17 protein-coding genes and 1 pseudogene are annotated in these 19,286 nt (G+C 71.0%); 12 read left to right on the top strand and 6 right to left on the bottom strand.

Features of this window, described 5'->3' with window-relative positions:
• Entirely contained in the window at positions 1 to 735 is a 735-nt protein-coding gene (locus tag ACWC1K_RS33295) for an alpha/beta hydrolase fold domain-containing protein (RefSeq protein WP_450836656.1), read from the top strand.
• Between the two features lie 111 nt (positions 736 to 846).
• Here the strand turns inward: ACWC1K_RS33295 and ACWC1K_RS33300 are convergent, their stop codons facing one another.
• From ACWC1K_RS33300 to ACWC1K_RS33320, 5 genes are all read right to left on the bottom strand, one after another.
• The gene (locus tag ACWC1K_RS33300) at positions 847 to 1,401 is read right to left on the bottom strand and encodes a TetR/AcrR family transcriptional regulator C-terminal domain-containing protein (RefSeq protein ID WP_450836657.1); all 555 of its coding nucleotides are present in this window, start codon (positions 1,399 to 1,401) and stop codon (positions 847 to 849) included.
• A 126-nt stretch (positions 1,402 to 1,527) separates the two neighbouring features.
• Positions 1,528 to 2,853 carry an amidohydrolase family protein gene (locus ACWC1K_RS33305; RefSeq protein WP_450836658.1) on the bottom strand — a complete coding sequence of 442 codons (1,326 nt, stop codon included), beginning with the start codon at positions 2,851 to 2,853 and terminating at the stop codon, positions 1,528 to 1,530.
• Entirely contained in the window at positions 2,850 to 4,430 is a 1,581-nt protein-coding gene (locus tag ACWC1K_RS33310; protein WP_450836659.1) for an FAD-dependent oxidoreductase, read from the bottom strand. The genes ACWC1K_RS33305 and ACWC1K_RS33310 overlap by 4 nt, the downstream gene beginning before the upstream one ends.
• A complete protein-coding gene (locus ACWC1K_RS33315; RefSeq protein ID WP_450836660.1) occupies positions 4,427 to 5,332 on the bottom strand; it encodes an alpha/beta fold hydrolase in 906 nt (301 codons plus the stop codon). Before ACWC1K_RS33315 ends, ACWC1K_RS33310 begins: the two co-directional genes overlap by 4 nt.
• A 19-nt stretch (positions 5,333 to 5,351) precedes the next feature.
• Positions 5,352 to 6,185, bottom strand: coding sequence for an alpha/beta fold hydrolase (locus ACWC1K_RS33320; protein WP_450836661.1), 834 nt, complete (start codon positions 6,183 to 6,185; stop codon positions 5,352 to 5,354).
• An 82-nt stretch (positions 6,186 to 6,267) separates the two neighbouring features.
• Between ACWC1K_RS33320 and ACWC1K_RS33325 the strand changes: the two are divergent.
• Positions 6,268 to 6,426, top strand: a pseudogene (locus ACWC1K_RS33325) (TetR family transcriptional regulator); the annotation flags it as partial.
• 287 nt (positions 6,427 to 6,713) lie between these two features.
• On the opposite strand, the gene ACWC1K_RS33330 reads toward ACWC1K_RS33325, so the two are convergent.
• On the bottom strand, positions 6,714 to 8,867 hold the full coding sequence (locus ACWC1K_RS33330; protein WP_450836662.1) for an MMPL family transporter: 2,154 nt from the start codon (positions 8,865 to 8,867) through the stop codon (positions 6,714 to 6,716).
• Positions 8,868 to 9,001: 134 nt separating this feature from the next.
• On the opposite strand from ACWC1K_RS33330, the gene rpe reads away from it, so the two are divergent.
• From rpe to ACWC1K_RS33380, 10 genes are all read left to right on the top strand, one after another.
• A complete protein-coding gene (gene rpe / locus ACWC1K_RS33335) occupies positions 9,002 to 9,688 on the top strand; it encodes a ribulose-phosphate 3-epimerase (RefSeq protein WP_450836663.1) in 687 nt (228 codons plus the stop codon).
• A gap of 78 nt (positions 9,689 to 9,766) precedes the next feature.
• A complete protein-coding gene (locus ACWC1K_RS33340; protein ID WP_450836664.1) occupies positions 9,767 to 10,810 on the top strand; it encodes a sugar-binding transcriptional regulator in 1,044 nt (347 codons plus the stop codon).
• A gap of 46 nt (positions 10,811 to 10,856) precedes the next feature.
• Positions 10,857 to 11,174, top strand: coding sequence for a barstar family protein (locus tag ACWC1K_RS33345; RefSeq protein ID WP_450836665.1), 318 nt, complete (start codon positions 10,857 to 10,859; stop codon positions 11,172 to 11,174).
• A 151-nt stretch (positions 11,175 to 11,325) separates the two neighbouring features.
• Complete coding sequence (locus tag ACWC1K_RS33350; RefSeq protein WP_450836735.1) at positions 11,326 to 12,768, top strand: GuaB1 family IMP dehydrogenase-related protein; 1,443 nt, start codon at positions 11,326 to 11,328, stop codon at positions 12,766 to 12,768.
• Between the two features lie 73 nt (positions 12,769 to 12,841).
• Positions 12,842 to 13,336, top strand: coding sequence for a GNAT family N-acetyltransferase (locus tag ACWC1K_RS33355; protein WP_450836666.1), 495 nt, complete (start codon positions 12,842 to 12,844; stop codon positions 13,334 to 13,336).
• 216 nt (positions 13,337 to 13,552) lie between these two features.
• A complete protein-coding gene (locus ACWC1K_RS33360; protein WP_450836667.1) occupies positions 13,553 to 15,055 on the top strand; it encodes an amino acid permease in 1,503 nt (500 codons plus the stop codon).
• A gap of 10 nt (positions 15,056 to 15,065) precedes the next feature.
• On the top strand, positions 15,066 to 15,518 hold the full coding sequence (locus ACWC1K_RS33365; RefSeq protein ID WP_450700125.1) for an Lrp/AsnC family transcriptional regulator: 453 nt from the start codon (positions 15,066 to 15,068) through the stop codon (positions 15,516 to 15,518).
• Between the two features lie 135 nt (positions 15,519 to 15,653).
• The gene (locus ACWC1K_RS33370; RefSeq protein ID WP_450836668.1) at positions 15,654 to 16,862 is read left to right on the top strand and encodes an MFS transporter; all 1,209 of its coding nucleotides are present in this window, start codon (positions 15,654 to 15,656) and stop codon (positions 16,860 to 16,862) included.
• Between the two features lie 57 nt (positions 16,863 to 16,919).
• Complete coding sequence (locus tag ACWC1K_RS33375) at positions 16,920 to 18,857, top strand: nitrate- and nitrite sensing domain-containing protein (protein WP_450836669.1); 1,938 nt, start codon at positions 16,920 to 16,922, stop codon at positions 18,855 to 18,857.
• On the top strand, positions 18,854 to 19,231 hold the full coding sequence (locus ACWC1K_RS33380) for a DUF742 domain-containing protein (RefSeq protein WP_450836670.1): 378 nt from the start codon (positions 18,854 to 18,856) through the stop codon (positions 19,229 to 19,231). Before ACWC1K_RS33375 ends, ACWC1K_RS33380 begins: the two co-directional genes overlap by 4 nt.
• Positions 19,232 to 19,286 lie beyond the last annotated feature (55 nt).

Consider the following 19,286-nt stretch of genomic DNA (forward strand, 5'->3'; position numbering starts at 1 on the left):
GTGAGATCGCGCAGCATCGACGGTTTCGAATGCTGCACCGTCAGTCCGCGCGGGCGCCGGGCGGAACGAGCGGTCGTCTATCTGCACGGCGGCGCCTACATCAGCCACATGGTGCCCCAGCACTGGCAGTTGATCTCGCAGCTTGCGGATGCCGGTGTACGAGTCGAGGTGGCGCAGTACGGGCTGGCGCCGAAGTACACCTACCGTGACGCCTATCCCTTCGTCACTGCCCTCTACCGCGACCTGCTCAGTGACCTGGACGCCGGCCAGGTCACGATCATGGGCGACTCCGCCGGCGCGGGCTTGGCTCTGGGCGTGGCGCAGAGCCTGGCCGACTCGGGTCTTCCCCAGCCGGCCCGAGTGGTACTGATCTCCCCCTGGCTGGATCTGACGCTGACCAACCCCGCGATTCCCGAGGTCGAAGCCCGAGATCCGTTTCTCACCACCAGCCGCCTGCTCGCGGCCGGACGTGGCTGGGCAGGCGGGGACGACCCCGCCCAACCCCGGCTCAGTCCCGTCAATGGCCCGCTTGCCCCCCTGGCGCCCATCGACATCTACATCGGCACGCGCGACTTGTTCTTCCCGGACGTCCGGCGCCTGGAAGAACGGGCTGCTGAGGAGGGGGCGGCCGTGAATGTCATCGTGTGCGACGGTGCGGTCCATGCCTACCCGCTTGTCCCCGCTCCCGAGGGGCGTGCCGCGGCCCGCGTCATCGTGCGGTCCGCGGCCTCCTGAGCGGGTGGGAGGCGATCTTCAGCCGACGTCGGGCGAGCCCTCGCCCCGCTGTTCGGGAGCGGTGTTGCACACCGGCCGGCAGCTGCTTCCGAACTCCTGGTAGGACACCGGTCAGGTACGGGCGGCAAGCCTGGCTTCGACGCCGTCGACAAGCGACTGCAGTCCGAAGGACACATGCGGGCGGGGGGTGGCTGCGAGGGCGGCGCCGATCGCGAACGTGGCGACGCTCTGGGCGGCTTGTTCGGCTTCCCGCCTGGTGAGGCCGGATGCCTCGCAGACCGCGAGCAGGTGCGCGTCATGGCGGTCCCTGGCCGGGCCGTCGAGAGGTTGGATGGTCATGGCGGCCAGCAGCCAGGGGTGCCTGAGAAGCATCGAACGCAGGTTGTCGGCCATGGCCAGGAGGGCCGGACGCCATGTGAGGCCGTCGAGAGCGGGCAGAGGTGTCTGGCCCCAGACGGTGTCGGCGGCCAGCAGGAGCAGATCGTGTCGGCTTTTGACGTGCCAGTAGAGTGCCGCCGCGGTGATGCCGAGTCGGCTGCCGAGTCTTCGCATGGTCAGACCCTCGATGCCGCCCTCGTCCAGAAGGGCGATGGCCGCCTGGATGATCTGCTCCTGGTGCAGGGCGTCGCGGGGCATGCCCGCGGTAGTCGGCATGGGGCTGCTCACGGCACTTTCTTGCTGGGGAACGAGGCCGCGGTGTGCGGCTCTGCGGGCGCGTGGCCCTCGCGCCGACGAGGACGGGGTGTCGTGCGCGTCGGCGCGCGGTTCATACGTGGGGGCCGTTGCGGTAGGTCAGCCGGGAGAGTCCGCGGGCCGGATGCCGCGCAACAGCCGTTCTCCGGACTCGCGTAGCCGGTCCTTGACCTCGTCGAGGCCGGATGCGAGCAGGACGTGATCGCGTTTGCGCCAGGTGCCGGCGACCATCACGGCTTCGATGTTGGCGATGTCGGCGTGCAGGACCGTGGCGATGGGGTCGTGCGCCGGCCACAGGTTGAGCGCCCGGGCGTCGACGGCGACCAGGTCGGCCTGCATGCCCGCTTCGATCCGGCCCACCTTGTCCGTCAGGCCCAGCGCCTTCGCTCCTTCGACCGTGGCCCAGGCAAGCGCCTGTTTGCTGGTGACGGATGGTGTGTTGGCGTACATGCCGGTCGTCTGCCGGTGGTGGGCGTGGTCCAGGCTGCGCTGGTGGGCCAGAGCGATCCGGGCGGCGGTGAGCACCGTGCCGGGTACGGCGGTGTCGATGTCGGTGCCCAAGGAGGGCGCCGCGCCCAGGCGCAGCAGGGATCCGGTGATGGGTGTGCCGTGTCCCTGGCCCAGTTCGTTCTCCGGGGTGGCGGTGAAGGTGACCCCTGTCTCGACGAGCGTCTTGGTCCAGTCGTCGGGCAGGTCGGCTCCGTGCACGACGTTGGTCAGGGGGCTGAACAGTCCGGCGTTGCGCACGGCTTCCCAGCCGGGTGAGGGTTCGCCGCCGCTCTGGTGCATCGAGACGACAAGGCCGCGTTCCGCGCCGGCCCGGAAGTCGGCCACCGCGGTCTCGGGGGAGGAGTACTGCGGCCCCTGGAGGGCCAGGCCCAGGGTGAGGAGGGCGTGGTCGCGGACGGGGCCGTCGAGCAGCCGGTCGATCTCGGCGAGCGGGTGGGGTGTGTCCGGCGACCGGTAGGGCGTGCCGTGCAGGAAGACCGCGCGGATCCCGGCCTGGACCAGTCCCTCCACGGCCGCGTCGGCATGTTCGGGCGACAGCGCGTTGTGACACCAGTCGCCGAGGGTGGTCGTACCGCAGTTGAGCTGGTTCAGGGCGCCGGCGAGATTGCTGATGTGCATGTCGGCCGGGGTGTACTGCCCGACGCACTCGCCGTGCAGGTGGGTGAGGTACTCCATCAGCGTCCAGTCGGCGCCCGCGGAGCGCAGCGCGGTCTGCCAGGTGTGCAGATGGGCGTTGACCAGGCCGGGGATGAGGACGCGGCCGGAGAAGTCGACGACCTCGGCGTCGGGCGCCTCGACGGTTTCGCCGACGGCGGCGATGGTCTCGCCGTCGACGAGGATGTCGACCTGCTCGGCGTCCGGCCGGTCCGGCGTCATCGTGATGACCTGCGCCCCGCGCAGCAGTATGCGGCTCATTCAGTGGCCCCCGAACCGGGGGAGGTGTGGCTCGGCTGGGACATGGTGCGGCTCCTTGCCTGCGGCGTCATTGCCCGCACGGCGGCTTGTGTGGAGGTGAGGAAATCCCGAGTGGCGATGTGCCCGATGTAGCCGTCGGGACGGATCAGCAGCAGCGTGTCGCCGGTCAGACCGTAGGCACTGCGCAGCGTGGTCCGGGGGTCGGAGAAGCCCGCGGCCGATCCGATCGTGAGCCGCTTGAGCTGGGCGCCGGTCGTCGGCCAGTCGAGGAGTTCGAGGTCCTGGGCAGCGTCGGGGCCGTAGGCGATGGCGGTGAAGTGCGGTCCCTTCAAGAGGGTGAACAGGCGGATCTCGGCGCCGTCAGCGGTGAGCAGTCGGGCGTCCGGGGCGCGGTCGCCCACGTGCAGCGTGCTGGTGCCGCCGCTGTCGGCGGGGGCGAGCGGGCCGCCGTAGTAGGTCAGGGAGAGCTGCTGCTCGTCCTTGCCGCGCTTCATGCTGGAGGGGTCCAGCTTGGCGATGCCGCCCCACTTCTCCGTGGACAGACCCAGGACCCCGGCGGCGATCGGCTGCCGCTCGGCCTCGTAGGTGTCCAGCAGGGCCGGGTCGGCTCCGGCGAGGACCTGGGCGAGCTTCCAGCCGAGGTTGTAGCCGTCCTGCATACCGGTGTTCAAGCCCTGGGCGCCGGCCGGCGTGTGGACGTGCGCCGCGTCGCCGACGAGGAAGACACGTCCGCGGCCGTAGTGCTTCGCCAGGCGGATGTTGGGCCGGAACACGGACGTCCAGTGGATCTCGTGGAGCTGGATGTGCCGGTTGCGGGTGTGGGAGTGGATCCGGTCGATGATGGCGCCGATCTCCTGGGGCGGCTTCTCGTCGGGCGTGAGCCGGATCATCCACTGGAACATGTCGCTGTGGGGGAGCGGGCAGGCGCCGATGAGTTTGCCGCCGAGGCCGGGCCACATGTGCCACCGGTTGCGGGCCAGGCCGCTTACGGAGGCGTCCACGATCAGCACGCGGTCGGCGTCGTCCGTCGTCCCCACGAAACCGATGTCGAGCTGCTTGCGCACCGCGCTGGAGCCGCCATCGGCCCCCACGGCATAGCGGGCGACGATCTCCTCGACCCCGTCCGCGCCCACCACCCTGGCGACCACCGTGTCCTCGTCCTGCGTCAGCTCGGTCAGTTCCTTGCCGAACTCGACCTCGCGGCCGAGCTCACCGAGCCGGGCGTGCAGGGCGCGGTCCGTGCGGAACTGCGGGATCAGCCAGGTGTTCGGGTACGGGACGTCCGAGGTCGCCTCTTTGTGGGGGAACATCTTCCACGGCACACCGATGGGCCCTGCATGGAGCCCCAGCTTGGGATAGATGTCGCCGCCGGCCAGCACGTCGTCCAGAGCGCCGAGGTCTTCGAGGACTTCGAGGCTGCGGGGCTGGATGCCCTTGGCGCGCGAGCCGTCGAATGCGTGGGGGGACCTGTCGACGATCCGGACGTCGAGTCCGCGGCGTACGAGGTCGATCGCCAGGGCGGAGCCCGAGGGACCGGCACCGATGATCAGTACGTCGATGGCCTGCGGACTGTTCATGAGTCGAGCCTTTCGGTGCGTGCGGACACGAACGCGACGAGCTGATCGGCGACGTCGCGAGGCCGTTCGAAGGGGGCCATGTGTCCGCATTTGTTAATTACGTGACGTTTCTGTGGCTTCAGCAGAGCACGCGCCGTGTCGAACTGCGTCAGCGGCGTGACGTCGTCCTCGTCGCCCCACAGCAGCAGCGTCGGAATGCCCAGGGCTCCCGTCCGCCGGAAGAGGTCGTCACGGCCGGCGAGAGGCAGGTGCTGGAGGGTGTCGAAGACCGCGTACAGCGAGCCCTCGAAGCGGAAGGAGTCAAGGACCATCTCGGTCAGCTTCGCGCCGAGCTCGGGGTCGCGGACGTTGTGCCCGAGGTGTCCCTGGAGCAGCTGAAGGCCGCGACGGCGGGCGACCACCCCGGCCAGCAGATCGCTGCGCAGCAGCCGGTCGGGGGAGGCCAACCGCGGTTTCGCGAGACCGGCGGGTCCGACGATGGTGAGCGTGGACACCGACGAGCGGTACTGGGCGGCGTACGTCATGCTGACCAGCGCGCCCATGGAGGTGCCGACCAGGTGCAGGGGCCGCGCCGTCAGGCCGAGCCGGTCCGTCAGCTCGGCCAGCTGCCGTGTGAACAGCGTCTCGTCGTAGCGCGCCGGTACCCGGTCGGAGTAGCCGCGGCCGTAGGCGCTGCAGGCCAGAGTGCGCAGCCCGCGGGCGTGCAGCTCGCCGACGAGGCCGTCCCAGTAGAACAGCGGGATGGTCAGACCGCCCGCCATCAGGACCACATCCCCGTCCTCGGGCCCCGTCAACTCGTAGTGGGTGACGCCGTCGGACAGCTCGACGAAACTGCCGCGCAGCGCCCCCCGCGAGTCGGCGGTGAGCTTGCGGTCCTCGCCCGAGGCGACGAAGTACTTCATGGAACGGGCCTCCTTGCCCTCAGTGCGTGGGGGTGTCGGTGCAGGAGCCGAGGAACTTCGCGATCGCGTCCGCGACCCACTGCGGTTCCTCCTCCGGCAGCAGATGTCCGCCGTGAGGGTGGACGAGCTCCTGGGCACCGGGGATGTCGCGGGCGAAGTGCTGGCCGTCGATGCTCGCGCTGCGCAGCACCAGCGTCGGCACCGTGATGCGGGGGATCTGCGCGCTGCGGTCCGGCTGGTCGGTGTTGCAGAAGTCGACGAAGGCCGAGCGGTTACCGGGGCGGCTCATGAGCTGATGGGCGCGATCCACCATGGCGTCGTCCACGATCTGCGCATACGGCCCGACGCTCTCGCGCAGGCTGCGCTCGATGGCCCCGCGCGGCATCACCCGCCTCAGCAGGGGCCGCACCAGCGGGTTGCGGGTCAGGCGCATCCCCGCGGGCACCGTCTTCTCCGGGTAGCCGGTGGCATTGACCAGCACCAGGCCGGTCAGCCGCTCCGGATGATCCAGCGCGACGTTCCAGGCGATGTTGCCGCCCAGGGAGTTGCCGGCCAACGCGTAGCGCGGCACGCCCAGCGCTTCCGCGAAGCCCGCCACCGTCGCGGCGTACGCCGGGATGCGGTAGTCGCGGTCCTTGCGCGGGCCCGTCAGTCCGAACGCCGGCAGGTCGGGACGGATGACATCGAACGCATCCGACAGCAGATCCGTCGCGCGGTCGAAGTGCTGGAGGGATGAGGCGCTGCCGTGCAGCAGCACGAGCGCCGGGCCGTGCCCAGCACGCTTGTAGTGGATCCGCAGGCCGTCCACCTCGACGAACCGGGAATCGGGCTGGGGCTCAGACCAGGTACTCATAATGGCTACACTGTTACCGATATAGTTTCGTGTCAAGTGGAAGCCCCCGCGTGTTACGGCCACGGTGGTCTTGAGCGAGGAGATGGATCAGTTGGTGCGCCGCGCTGCCGGTCGTCCGCCGGTCCCACGGGACCGGATCGTCGACGAGGAGGGAGCGGAGGCGCTGCCAATGAGGGCTCTGCCCGAGCGCCTGGGTTCGAGTACGGCGACGCTGTACCGGCATTTCGGCAACCGGGCAGAGTTCGTGGCGCAGGTCGTGGACCACATGTTCGGCTTCGTCGAGCTGGACGATCGGGAACTGGCCTCGGCGAGCTGGCGGCCGCTTCTGAGGGAGGTGGCACACGCCATGTTCCGCGCCTTGGGCCGGCACGAGAACGGCGCCGGTGGGCGGCGCAACGAGGAGGGCTGGGGACCTTCCGTGAGGGCGGCCGACCAGGGCAACAGCTGCGTCGCGTGTCAGGTCGACGCGCCTCCTCGCCGCATGGCAGAGACGCGGCTGATCGGTGCAGGTGGGCGAGGTGCGATTGGTCAGCGGATTCGAGAACCCGCACCGACCGCTTCGTGGGGGTGGGTCTCCCCGTCCTGGTGCGCCAGTTGGTGCGGCCACCACACCTTCTTCCCCACGTCGAGGAAGAGGGAGGTGACCAGCACGGAACGGACGACGAAGGTGTCCAGCAGGACACCGAGCGCGACCGCGAAGCCGATCTCCGCGAAGCCCACCATCGGCAGGGTGCCCAGTGCGGCGAACGTGCCGGCGAGGACCAGTCCGGCCGAGGTGATCACCGCGCCGGTCGTGGCCAGACCCGTCACCACACCGGGTCGGGTGCCCTGACGCATGGCCTCCTCGCGGATGCGGGTGGTGAGGAAGATGTTGTAGTCGATGCCCAGGGCGACCAGGAACACGAAGACGAACAGCGGGAAGGCCACGTCCTCGCCCGCGTAGTCGAAGACGTACCGGAAGGCCAGGGCGCTCAGCCCGAGTGCCGTGGCCAGGGACAGCACCACCGTCCCGATCAGCAGGAGCGGGGCCACCAGGGCCCGTAGCAGCACGCCGAGCACCAGCAGCACGACGGCCAGGACCAGCGGGATGACCAGGTAGTTGTCGTGGGTCTGGGCGTTCTCCATGTCCAGCAGCGCGGCCGTGCCGCCGCCCACCCGGGCGTCGGCGCCGGGCACGGCGTGCACCGCGTCGCGCACCCGCTGCACGGTGGCCTTGGCCGCGTCGCTGTCGGCCGGGGCGCGCATGGTCGCCTCGAACAGCACCTGCCCGTTGTGCTCGGGCGCGGTGCCGGGCGGTACGCCGATGCTCTGCGGCACGACTCCGCGGTCCGCGGCGACGGCACGGCCCACCTGCGGGGCCTGCGCCTTGTGGGACACGATCACGAGTGGGTCGCCGGTGCCCGCCGGGAAGTAGCGCGCCGACACCTTCTGCCCGACGATCGAGTCCGGTGTGTTGGTGAAGGCGTCCGCGTTGGCGATCCCCGCCGCGCGCAGCTGGAACAGGCCCAGGGACAGGGCCACGAGGACCACGGCCGTGGCGCCCCAGACAAGACGCGGACGGCGCGCGATACGGCGGCCCATCCGGGCCCACAGGCCGCGCTCGGTCGGATCGGCGGACCCGAAGTGCGGGACGGTCGGCCAGAAGATCCAGCGGCCGAAGACCAGCAGCAGGGCCGGGAAGAGCGTGAGCATGGCCAGCAGGGCGATCGTCACGCCGATGGCCGCCACCGGGCCCAGGCCCCGCGTCGAGTTCATCTCGGCGACCAGCAGCACCAGCATGCTCAGGACGACCGTCAGACCGGAGGCCATCACGGCCGGTCCCGCGCGGTTCATCGCCAGCTCCATCGCCTCGTGCCGGTCCTCGTGCCGGCGCAGTTCCTCCCGGTAGCGGGCGACCAGCAGCAGGGCGTAGTCCGTGCCGGCGCCGAAGACGAGCACCGTGAGGATCCCGGCGCTCTGGCCGTTGACCGTCAGACCGGCGTGTCTGGCGAGGAGATAGATCAGTGCCTGCGCGGTGAACAGCGCCGCCACCACACCGAGCAGCGGCACGAACAGCAGCGTCGGACTGCGGAACGTCAGCAGCAGCATGACGATCACGACGGCCATCGCGGAGAACAGCAGCGTCGTGTCGATGCCCTCGAAGGCCTTGGAGAAGTCCGCCGACGTACCGCCGGGCCCGGTGATGTGCACCGCGAGTCCGGCACCGCCCCTGCCCACCTGGTGGCGGATGGAGTCGACGGCGGGCGCGATCCGCTGCCAGCCCCGCGCGTCCATGGTGATCGGCACAGAGATCTGGGCGGCCCGCGGTGCCGCCGGCCGGTCGTAGACGGGCCCGCGGGTCTCCGCGCCGCGGATGCCGTGATCGTGCAGCGCCTTGATCTGCCGGACGTCCTCGGCGATCTGCCGCCGGTCCTGGACGGTCAGGCCGCTCGCGCGCGCGTAGACGACGACCGCCGGGATCTGCTCGGGTCTGAAGTGCTCGGAGCTGTCGAGTACCTGGGTGGACTCCGCGGAGCCGGGCAGCCAGGACTGGGCGTCGTTGTCCTGGGCGCTGTTCAGCTTCGCCCCGAACGGCGCCGCGATCACCAGAATCACCAGCCACAGGGCCACGACCAGCCACTTGGAGCGCCGCCCGCAGACGAACCGGATGGTGTTCCGCTTCCAGACGTCGAGCTGCCTCATGGCGACCCCCGTAGTCCTACGTGGTGCCGATCGGCCACCGAGCATGGCACGGACCGCCCCTGGCGGGCATGGGCTGAACGGCCCAGGTCTGGACCGGCGCGAACAAACGTGCCCGGACATGGCAGGCTTGGGTCATGGCCCCGCAGATCAGCCCCAGCATCCTGTCCGCCGACTTCGCCCGCCTCGCGGACGAGGCGAAGGCGGTCGAAGGAGCCGACTGGCTCCACGTCGACGTCATGGACAACCATTTCGTCCCGAACCTCACGCTCGGCGTGCCGGTCGTAGAGTCCCTGGCCCGTGCGACGGACACCCCGCTGGACTGCCATCTGATGATCGAGGCCCCCGATCGCTGGGCCCCGCAGTACGTCGAAGCGGGGGCCTCCTCCGTCACCTTCCACGTCGAGGCGGCCGCCGCGCCGGTCCGGCTCGCCCGGGAGATCCGGGCCAAGGGCGCGCGCGCCTCCATGGCCCTCAAGCCCGCGACGCCCATCGAGCCGTACGAGGACCTGCTCCCCGAGCTCGACATGCTGCTGATCATGACGGTTGAGCCGGGCTTCGGCGGGCAGGCGTTCCTCGACATCATGCTCCCGAAGATTCGCCGCACCCGCGAGTTGATCAGCAAGCACGGCCTGGAGCTGTGGCTGCAGGTCGACGGCGGCGTCTCGGCCTCCACCATCGAGCGCTGCGCCGAGGCCGGCGCGGACGTCTTCGTCGCGGGCTCGGCGGTGTACGGGGCGGAGGATCCGGCGCAGGCGGTACGTGCACTGCGCACCCAGGCGGAGACGGTGACCGCCCAGGCGAGCTGGGCGTGCGACCACTGAACCAAGACAACGTGAACGGCGCCCATCAGGGCGGATCAAGCGCGCCGAATCTGCAAGGATGAACGGCGAATCCAGAGTGTGAACAGCAGTGAGGAGATCGCCGTGTCGGGTATGTCGGCGGGCCGGTCAGCAGTGCGGATGGGACCCGCTGAGCTGGTGCAGGCGGCGGCCATGGCCCGCCGCTTCTACCTCGAGGGCAAGTCCAAGATCCAGATCGCGGAGGAGTTCGGCGTCAGCCGCTTCAAGGTGGCCCGGGTGCTGGAGACCGCTCTCGAACGGGATCTCGTACGCATCGAGATCCGCGTCCCGGCCGAGCTGGACGCGGAGCGCTCGGACGCGCTGCGCGCCCGCTACGGCCTCAGGCACGCCGTCGTGGTGGAGTCCCCGGCCGAGGCCGAGGAGACCCCCGACCCGGAGAACCTCGGTGAGGTGGCCGCCGACCTGCTCGGCGAACTCGTCAACGAGGGCGATGTGCTGGGCCTTGCCTGGGGCCGCTCCACCATCCACATGGCCGCGGCCCTGGACCGGCTGCCGCCGTGCACGGTGGTGCAGTTGACGGGCGTGTACGACGCCGGGACCGCCGAGCGCGGCTCCGTGGAGGCCGTGCGCCGCGCCGCCCAGGTCTCCGGCGGCGACGCCCACCCCATCTACGCGCCGATGCTGCTGCCGGACGCGGCGACCGCGGCCGCGCTGCGCAACCAGACCGGGATCGCCCGGGCCTTCGAGTACTTCGACAAGGTCACGGTCGCCTGTGTCTCCATCGGCTCCTGGGAGCCCGGCATCTCGACGGTGCACGACATGCTGAGCGACGAGGAGCGCGCGCACTACGCCTCGCTCGGTGTCGCCGCCGAGATGTCCGCGCACCTCTTCGACGCCCAGGGCCGCCGGGTCGGCCGGGATCTCGGCGAGCGGTGCATCACCGTCAAGGCCGACCAGCTCCGCCGTATCCCCGAGGTCGTCGCGATCGCGGGCGGGGCGCGCAAGGCGTCCGCCATCGACGCGGTGCTGCGCTCCGGGCTCGTCACCAGCCTGGTGACGGACACGTCGGCCGCGGACGTCCTGATGACGGCGGGCCCGACGCCGAAGCCGGCGCTCAACAGGGCCGACCCGGACGGGATCTGACGGGTGGTCGGAGGAATGGCCGCGACTCGGTCGGGGCGGTACTGAGATGACGCAGCTCGTGGTCACGCTGGACCTCGACGGGGTCACGGACAAGGCCGGCCTGATGGACCGCTCCGCCCGTGCCCTGCAGCTGCCCGACTGGTTCGGACGCAACTGGGACGCCCTGGCCGACAGCCTCTGCGACCACACCGTCTGGCCCCGGGACGCCGTGGAGCAGGGGCTGCTGGTCGTCGTGCGGAACTGGCAGGCGTACGCCGAGGCGAGCCCGCGGGAGTGGGAGACCGCGCGGGAGGTGTTCGCCGAGGCGGCGGACCGTACCCCCCGGCTCTGTGTGGCGCTGGCTCTCGGGGGTGCGGCGCGCTAGGGCTTGGAGGTTCCTCCGAGGGGCCCTCTGACCAGCCTGGATGATCTGCCCGTGCATCGCATTCCGGTCGACATGGGACAATGAAGTACGTGCTCTTCCCCCTGGCTGACCTGTCCGGGGGCCACCTCTGATCGACTGGGATGTGCAGCACGTGCGTTTCCTCAACGACATCCAGCCCGCGTACGACCTGACGTACGACGACGTCTTCATGGTCCCGAGCCGCAGTGCGGTCGGCTCGCGGCAGGGTGTGGACCTCAGCTCCCCGGACGGCACGGGCACCACGATCCCGCTGGTCGTCGCCAACATGACCGCCATCGCCGGCCGCCGCATGGCCGAGACGATGGCCCGGCGCGGTGGCCTCGTCGTCATCCCCCAGGACATTCCGATCGAGGTCGTCACCGAGGTCGTCTCCTGGGTGAAGAGCCGCCACCACGTCCTGGACACCCCGATCGTGCTGGCCCCGCACCAGACCGTCGCCGACGCGCTGGCCCTGCTGCCCAAGCGTGCGCACAACGCCGGAGTGGTCGTCGACGAGGACGGCCGGCCGGTCGGCGTCGTCACCGACCAGGACCTGACCGGCGTGGACCGCTTCACGCAGCTCGAGGTCGTGATGTCCCGGGATCTGCTGCTCCTGGACGCGGACATCGACCCCCGTGAGGCGTTCAACCGGCTCGACCACGCCAACCGCCGCTACGCGCCCGCCGTCGACAAGGACGGCAGGCTGGCCGGCATCCTCACCCGCAAGGGCGCCCTGCGCGCCACGCTGTACACGCCCGCCACCGACGCGCAGGGCAGGCTGCGCATCGCCGCCGCCGTCGGCATCAACGGCGATGTCGCGGGCAAGGCCAAGCAGCTGCTGGACGCGGGCGTGGACACGCTCGTCATCGACACGGCGCACGGCCACCAGGAGTCGATGATCAGCGCGATCAAGGTGGTCCGCGCCCTCGACCCGCAGGTCCCGATCGTCGCCGGCAACATCGTCGCCGCCGAGGGCGTGCGCGACCTGATCGAGGCCGGCGCGGACATCATCAAGGTCGGTGTCGGCCCCGGCGCGATGTGCACCACCCGCATGATGACCGGCGTCGGCCGGCCGCAGTTCTCCGCGGTCCTGGAGTGCGCGGCCGAGGCGAAGAAGTACGGCAAGCACGTGTGGGCCGACGGCGGTGTCCGCCACCCGCGCGACGTCGCCATGGCCCTGGCGGCCGGTGCGTCGAACGTGATGATCGGGTCGTGGTTCGCGGGCACCTACGAGTCCCCGGGCGACCTTCAGCAGGACGCCAACGGCCGGCTGTACAAGGAGTCGTTCGGCATGGCCTCCGCGCGGGCGGTCCGCAACCGCACGTCGGAGGAGTCGGCGTACGACCGCGCCCGCAAGGCGCTGTTCGAGGAGGGCATCTCCACCTCCCGCATGTTCCTCGACCCGGCCCGTCCCGGCGTGGAGGACCTGATCGACTCGATCATCGCGGGCGTCCGCTCCTCCTGCACCTACGCCGGAGCGAACTCCCTGGAGGAGTTCGCCGAGAAGGCGGTGGTCGGCATCCAGAGCGCGGCAGGCTATGCGGAGGGCAAGCCGCTGCACGCCAGCTGGGTCTGAGCCAAGTCCCTTGCCGACGGCCCCCGTTGAAAATCGGGGGCCGTCGGCATGTCCGGGCTCTACCGTCGGTTGCATGGAGATCACCGTCTGCCGGGCCGCCGATGTGGCGCTGCTCGACCAGTACATCCCTTCGCCCGGCGCCACCTCGTTCCACGCCCGGCGCTTCACGCGGCAGGAGGCGGGGGAGACCGCATATCTCGTCGCCTGGCTGGACGGGCGGCCCGTCGGGCACGCGGAGATGCGCTGGACCGGAAACGACGACCCCGAGGTGCTGGCCGCGAGTACCGGCTGTCCGGAGATCGGCGCGCTGGGTGTCTGGCCCGAGGAACTCCGCTCGCGCGGGATCGGCTCCGCCCTGATCGGCGCAGCGGAGGAACTCGCCCGGGAGCGGGGTCTGTTGGTCGTCGGGGTGGGCGTGGCAGAGGACAACCGGCGCGCGGCCGCCCTCTACACGCGCCTCGGCTACCGGCCTCTGCGCGGCTACATCGCCCGCTGGTCGTACGAGGGTCGCGACGGTGTGATCCACGAGTATGCCGAACCCTGCGTCTTCCTGACCAAGAAGCTGTAGCGGCCCGCTCATGCGCAACGAATGGGCACACACTCCGGATGAACGCAACGATCTTGCGGCCATGCGCAAGGTTGCTGCATTTCGCCTGCGAAGGCATGCCCCGTAGGGTCATGCCCTGTACGTGGCGTGGCAGGGACCCCGCTCGGTGGGTTCCTGCTCGCGCGGGGATGCCGCCGGTCCCCGCCGCCCTGACCGCAGTGACGAAGGAGTCAGCGCGTGCTCGATCAAGGCGCACCCCCGCAGGACCGCACCACGAACGCTCCACCGTCCCTGGGCGTCGGCGCGCGCCTCATGCGTCGCAAGCCCGTGGAACGCCTGGTCGCAGAGGGCGGCCAGGGTGAGGGAGGGGCCCTGCGCCGCTCCCTCGGGCTCTGGCAGCTCACCATGATCAGTATTGGTGCCACCCTCGGTACCGGCATCTTCGTGGTCCTCGGCCAGGCCGTGCCCAAGGCCGGTCCCGCCGTCACCCTGTCCTTCGTGATCGCCGGTCTGACCGCGCTCTTCTCGGCCCTCTCGTACGCCGAGCTGGCGGGTACCATCCCGGTCGCCGGGTCCTCGTACTCGTATGCATACGCAACCATGGGTGAGCTGATCGCCTGGATCTGCGGCTGGTGTCTGGTCCTGGAGTACGGCGTCTCGGTCGCCGCCGTGGCCGTCGGCTGGGGCGAGTACCTCAACGAACTGCTCGACGGGACCATAGGCGTCACCATCCCGGACGCGCTGTCCGCCCCGCCCGGCGACGGCGGCATCTTCAACCTGCCCGCGCTGATCGTGGTCCTGCTGGCCATGGCGTTCCTGCTGGGCGGCGCGAGGGAGTCCGCCCGCGCCAACACGATCATGGTCTGTGTGAAGATCGCGGCGCTGGTGCTGTTCTGCGCCATCGGCATCCAGGGCTTCAGGTCCGGGAACTACGAGCACTTCATGCCGCTCGGCATGGCGGGCGTGAGCGCCGCCGGTGCCACGCTCTTCTTCTCCTACATCGGGTTCGACGCCGCCTCCACCGCGGGTGAAGAGGCCAAGAACGCCCAGCGCGACCTGCCGCGGGCCATCATGCTGTCGCTCGTGATCGTCACCGCGCTGTACGTGCTCGTCGCCGCCGTCGCCGTCGGCGCCAAGCCCTGGCGGCGGTTCAACGACTCGGAGGCCGCGCTCGCCGAGATCATGCGCGAGGTCACCGGCCAGTCCTTCTGGGGCACCCTGCTCGCCGCCTGCGCCGTCATCGCCATCGCGAGCGTCGTGCTGACCGTGCTCTACGGCCAGACCCGCATCCTCTTCGCGATGTCCCGGGACGGGCTGGTCCCCAAGGTGTTCGGCAAGGTCCACCCGAAGACCGGAGCGCCCCGCGCGGGCACGGTCATCGTCTCCCTGTTCTGCGGAGTCCTCGCCGCCGCGATCCCGCTCGGCCAGCTCGCCGACGCCACCAGCATCGGCACGCTCTTCGCCTTCGCGCTGGTCAACATCGCCGTGGTGGTGCTGCGCCGGACCCGGCCCACCATGCCGCGCACCTTCCGGGTGCCGCTCTCCCCGGTCCTGCCCGCCGTGGGCTTCGCCTTCTGCGTCTGGATGATGGGTAGCCTGTCCGCCGTCACCTGGGTGGTCTTCGGGGTCTGGATGGCGGTCGGGCTCGTGTTCTACTTCGGATACGGCTATCGCCGCTCCCGCCTTGCCACGCGAGAAGTGCTCGCGACTCCAGACGTACTCGCGACTCCAGAGAAGTGAACCACCAGCAGTGCTGAACGATCTCGACGAACGCATCGTGCACGCCCTCGCCGAGGACGCCCGCCGCTCCTACGCGGACATCGGGCAGCTCGTCGGCCTGTCCGCGCCCGCCGTGAAGCGGCGCGTGGACCGGCTGCGCGCCACCGGCGCCATCACCGGCTTCACCGTCCGGGTGGACCCGGGGGCGCTCGGCTGGGAGACCGAGGGGTTCGTCGAGATCTACTGCCGGCACAACACCTCGCCGGAGACCATCCGGCGGGGCCTTGAGCGCTACCAGGAGGTCGTGGCCGCCTCCACGGTCACCGGTGACGCGGACGCGATCGTGCAGGTCTTCGCCTCCGACATGCGGCACTTCGAGCGGGTCCTGGAGCGCATCGCGGGGGAGCCCTTCGTCGAGCGCACCAAGTCCGTGCTGGTGCTGTCGCCGCTGCTGCGCCGCTTCTCGTCGGGGTCACCGACCTAATCACCGGACGGAATCGCCGCACGCGCCTACCATCGGTGCCATGACCTGGCGACATTGATCCACCAGCCGTGCCTCCCGAGGACCGCCTCGGACGCCGTACCTCCGGCATCCGATCCGTCCCTGCGGGAAGGCCTCATGACACTCTCACCTGCGCGCGTGCCCGTCACCGCCGGCGTCCGCCGGCTCACGGCCACGCTGTACGGCTACGCGTTCCTCGACGACTTCGTCCTGCTCTACCCGGTGTACGCGCTGCTGTTCAGTGACACCGGTCTGTCCGTCTGGCAGATCTCCTCCCTCTTCGCCCTCTGGTCCCTCACCGGTGTCGTGCTGGAGGTGCCCTCCGGAGCCTGGGCCGACGCCGTCTCCCGGCGGCTGCTGCTCTGGCTCGGCCCGCTGCTCACCGCGGCCGGCTTCACCCTGTGGGTGCTCACTCCCTCGTACTGGGCCTTCGCCCTGGGCTTCGTCCTGTGGGGCGCGCGCGGAGCACTCGGCTCCGGCGCGCTGGAGGCCCTGGTGTACGAGGAACTGGAACGGCTCGGTGCGGCCGAGCGGTACGCCAGGATCATGGGCCGGGCGCGGGCTGCCGGACATGTCGCGATCATGGCGGCTCTGGCGCTCGCCGGACCCGTCTTCGCCTGGGGCGGCTACGCCGCCGTAGGAGCGGCGAGCGTGCTGGCCTGCCTGGCGAGCGCCGCGACGGCGACCCGGTTCCCGGAGGACCGGGCGGTGCCGGAGGCCGATGCGGAGGCCTGGTCCACGACCCTGCGGGAGGGGCTCACCGCGGTCCGCCGCGACCGGTCGCTGCGCGGAGCGCTGCTGCTCGTCCCGGCGGTGGGGGCCGTGTGGGAGGCGCTCGACGAGTACACGCCGCTGCTGGTGCGGGACACCGGCGTGGCCGAGACGACAGTCCCGTATCTGCTGCTGCTGATCTGGGCGGGAGCGACCGCCGGTGGCCTGCTGGCCGGGCCCTGGGAACGGATGGGCACGGCAGGACTGGCGGCGGTCCTCGCGGCGGCCGCCCTCGCCATGGCGGTGGGCGCCGCGGCCCGTACCCCGGGTGCCCTGGTCCTGCTGGCCCTCGCGTTCGGCGGCTTCCAGCTGGCGACCGTACTGGCCGACGTCCGCCTCCAGCAGCGCATCGACGACGCGCGCCGGGCCACCCTGACCTCGGTCGCGGGCCTGGGCAGCGACCTGGCCACGGTCGCGGCGTACGGCGGCTACGCGGCGATCGAGACGAGAGCCGCACACAGCACCGCGTTCGCGGTGTTCGCGGTGCCTTATCTGGTGACAGCGATGCTGCTGGTGCTCAAGTGGCCATTGCGGTCCCGGCGGAGCGTCCCGTAGGTTGTGCGGCGTTCGCTACCCGTGGGTAGCACTGGCGAGTAACTCCAGGGGGAGAGCATGCGCCGGCTCATCGGCCGTCCCACCACGGTCCGCGCCCGGATCGTCGCGCTCGCGTTCGCCCCCGTACTCGCCCTGCTGGTGCTGTGGAGCTTCGCCATGGTCTCCGTCACCGGCGAGCTGCGCGCGCTCGTCCGGGTGCAGGGGGTCTACGAGGAGTTCGGCACCCCCGTCGACACGGCGATCGGGCAGATCCAGATCGAACGGCGGCTGTCCGCCGCGTACTTGGGCACGGACAGCCGTACGCCGCCCGTCGCCGGCCTGCTGGAACAGCAGCGCCGTACGGACCGGGCCGTGGACGCCATGCGCGACGCGATCCGGTCCGGGGACCGCGACGAGCTCTCGGTCCGGCAGCGGGAGGCGCTGGACGCCATGGTCACGGCAGCCGGCCGGCTGGAGGGGCTGCGGGAGCGGGTGCTGTCCCGGGACATCTCCTGGGACCGCGCGGTGAGCGAGTACAGCGCACTGGTGGAACCCGGCTTCGACGTCGAGTCGGCGCTCACCGCCCTGCAGGCCGGGCAGCTCGCGCGGGAGGCCCAGGTCGTCGTCGAGCTCGTCCGGGTGCGGGAGTTCGTCTCGCGGGAGGACGCGCTGGTCGCCGGAGCGCGGGCCGCCGGGGCACTGACCGACCGGCAGTACGACACGCTCACGGCGACCGTCGAGGACCGACGGGTCTTCGAGCGGACGTATGTTCCCGACCTGCCGGGCGACTCGCGGGCGCTGTTCGAGGGGTTCCAGCGCGGGCAGCTGCACCGAAAGCTGGTGACGAGCGAGGACGCGCTGCTGCGGGCCGGAGCGGCCGGGGCCGGGGACGCCGTCGCGGCCGACTCCTGGCGCTCCACCACCGACCGGGCGGTCAAGCAGTACATGCGGCTGTGCACCCGGTCCGCCATGAACTCCGCCGGGCGCGGGCGGGAGTTCGCCCACCGCGAGCTGGCCAGGGCCGCCGCGGTCGGGGTGGTCGGGCTGGCCGCCGTAGCGCTGTCGTTGTGGTTCGCGGTGCGGGGTGCGCGGCGGATCTCGCGGCGGCTCGAGACGCTGCGGGATGCCGCCGATCTGCTGGCCACCAGCCAACTGCCCGACGTCATGGCCAGGTTGAGCGCCGGCGAGGACGTGGACGCGGTCACCGAGGCGCCGCCGCTCGCGGACGGGGAGGCGGGCACCGACGAGATCGGGGACGTGGGGCGGTCCTTCAACGCCGCGCGTCTCGCGGCCGTCGAGGCGGCCGTGCAGCAGGCGAACCTGCGCCGCGGGCTCTCCGCGGTGCTGCTCAACATCGCCCGCCGCAACCAGTCGCTCGTGCACCGGCAGCTGAAGCTGGTCGACACGCTGGAGCGGCGCACGGACGACCCGGACGTGCTGGAACAGCTCTTCCGCATCGACCATCTCACCACCCGGATGCGGCGCCACGCCGAGAACCTGATCGTCCTGTCCGGCTCGGCGCCCGGCCGCAGATGGCGACGGCCGGTGGCCGTCGCCGACGTCGTCGCCTCCGCGGTCGGTGAGATCGAGGCGTACGCCCGGGTCGAGGTGCCGCCGATGCCGCCGGTGGGCGTCGCGGCGGACGCCGTCGCCGACGTGGTTCACCTGATCGCCGAGCTCGTCGAGAACGCCACGGTGTTCTCGCCGCCGGACACCCGTGTGACCATGCGCAGCGCACGGGCCGACGGCGGCTTCGTCCTGCAGATCGACGACCGGGGGCTCGGGTTCGACGCCGGGCAGCTGGCGGAGGCGGAGCGGACGATCAGGAATCCCGCCGGCTTCGATCCGACCCGGCACGACCGGCTCGGGCTGTACGTCGTGGGGCGCCTCGCCGCCCGGCACGGGATCGAGGTGGCGTTCGGCCCGTCGCCGTACGGCGGGACGACGGCGATGGTGACCCTGCCGGAGGGGGTGCTGGCGGAGGAGGGCGTGGCGGCGCGGGCGTCCCTGCCGTGAGCGACGAGCACTGGTACGAGGACGAGACCGGGGCGATGGTGCGGCCGTACACCGTCACTCGGGGGCGGACCCGGCCGTCCGAGCGACATCGCATCGATCTGATGGCGCGGGTCACTGCCGTGGGCGGGGAGGCGCGGCCGGAAGTCGACCATGCCGGGGCGGCACTGCTGGCCCTGGTGCGGGGTCGGTCCCGGCCGGTGGTGGAGCTGGCTGCGGATGCGGATCTGCCGCTTACGGTGCTGCGCGTGCTGCTGGGGGATCTGGTCGAGGCCGGGCTTGTGCGGGTTGATGCGCCGGGGCGCGGTGCTGCGGGCGGGGCCGCGGATGATCCCGCATTGCTGCGGGAGATCATTGAGCGGCTGCGTGAGCTTTAGCTCCGCGGGGTGTGCCGCGGTGTGTCGTCGGCCGTCTGCCGCGTCGTTGTGGCTT

The organism is Streptomyces sp. NPDC001492 (assembly GCF_053597275.1).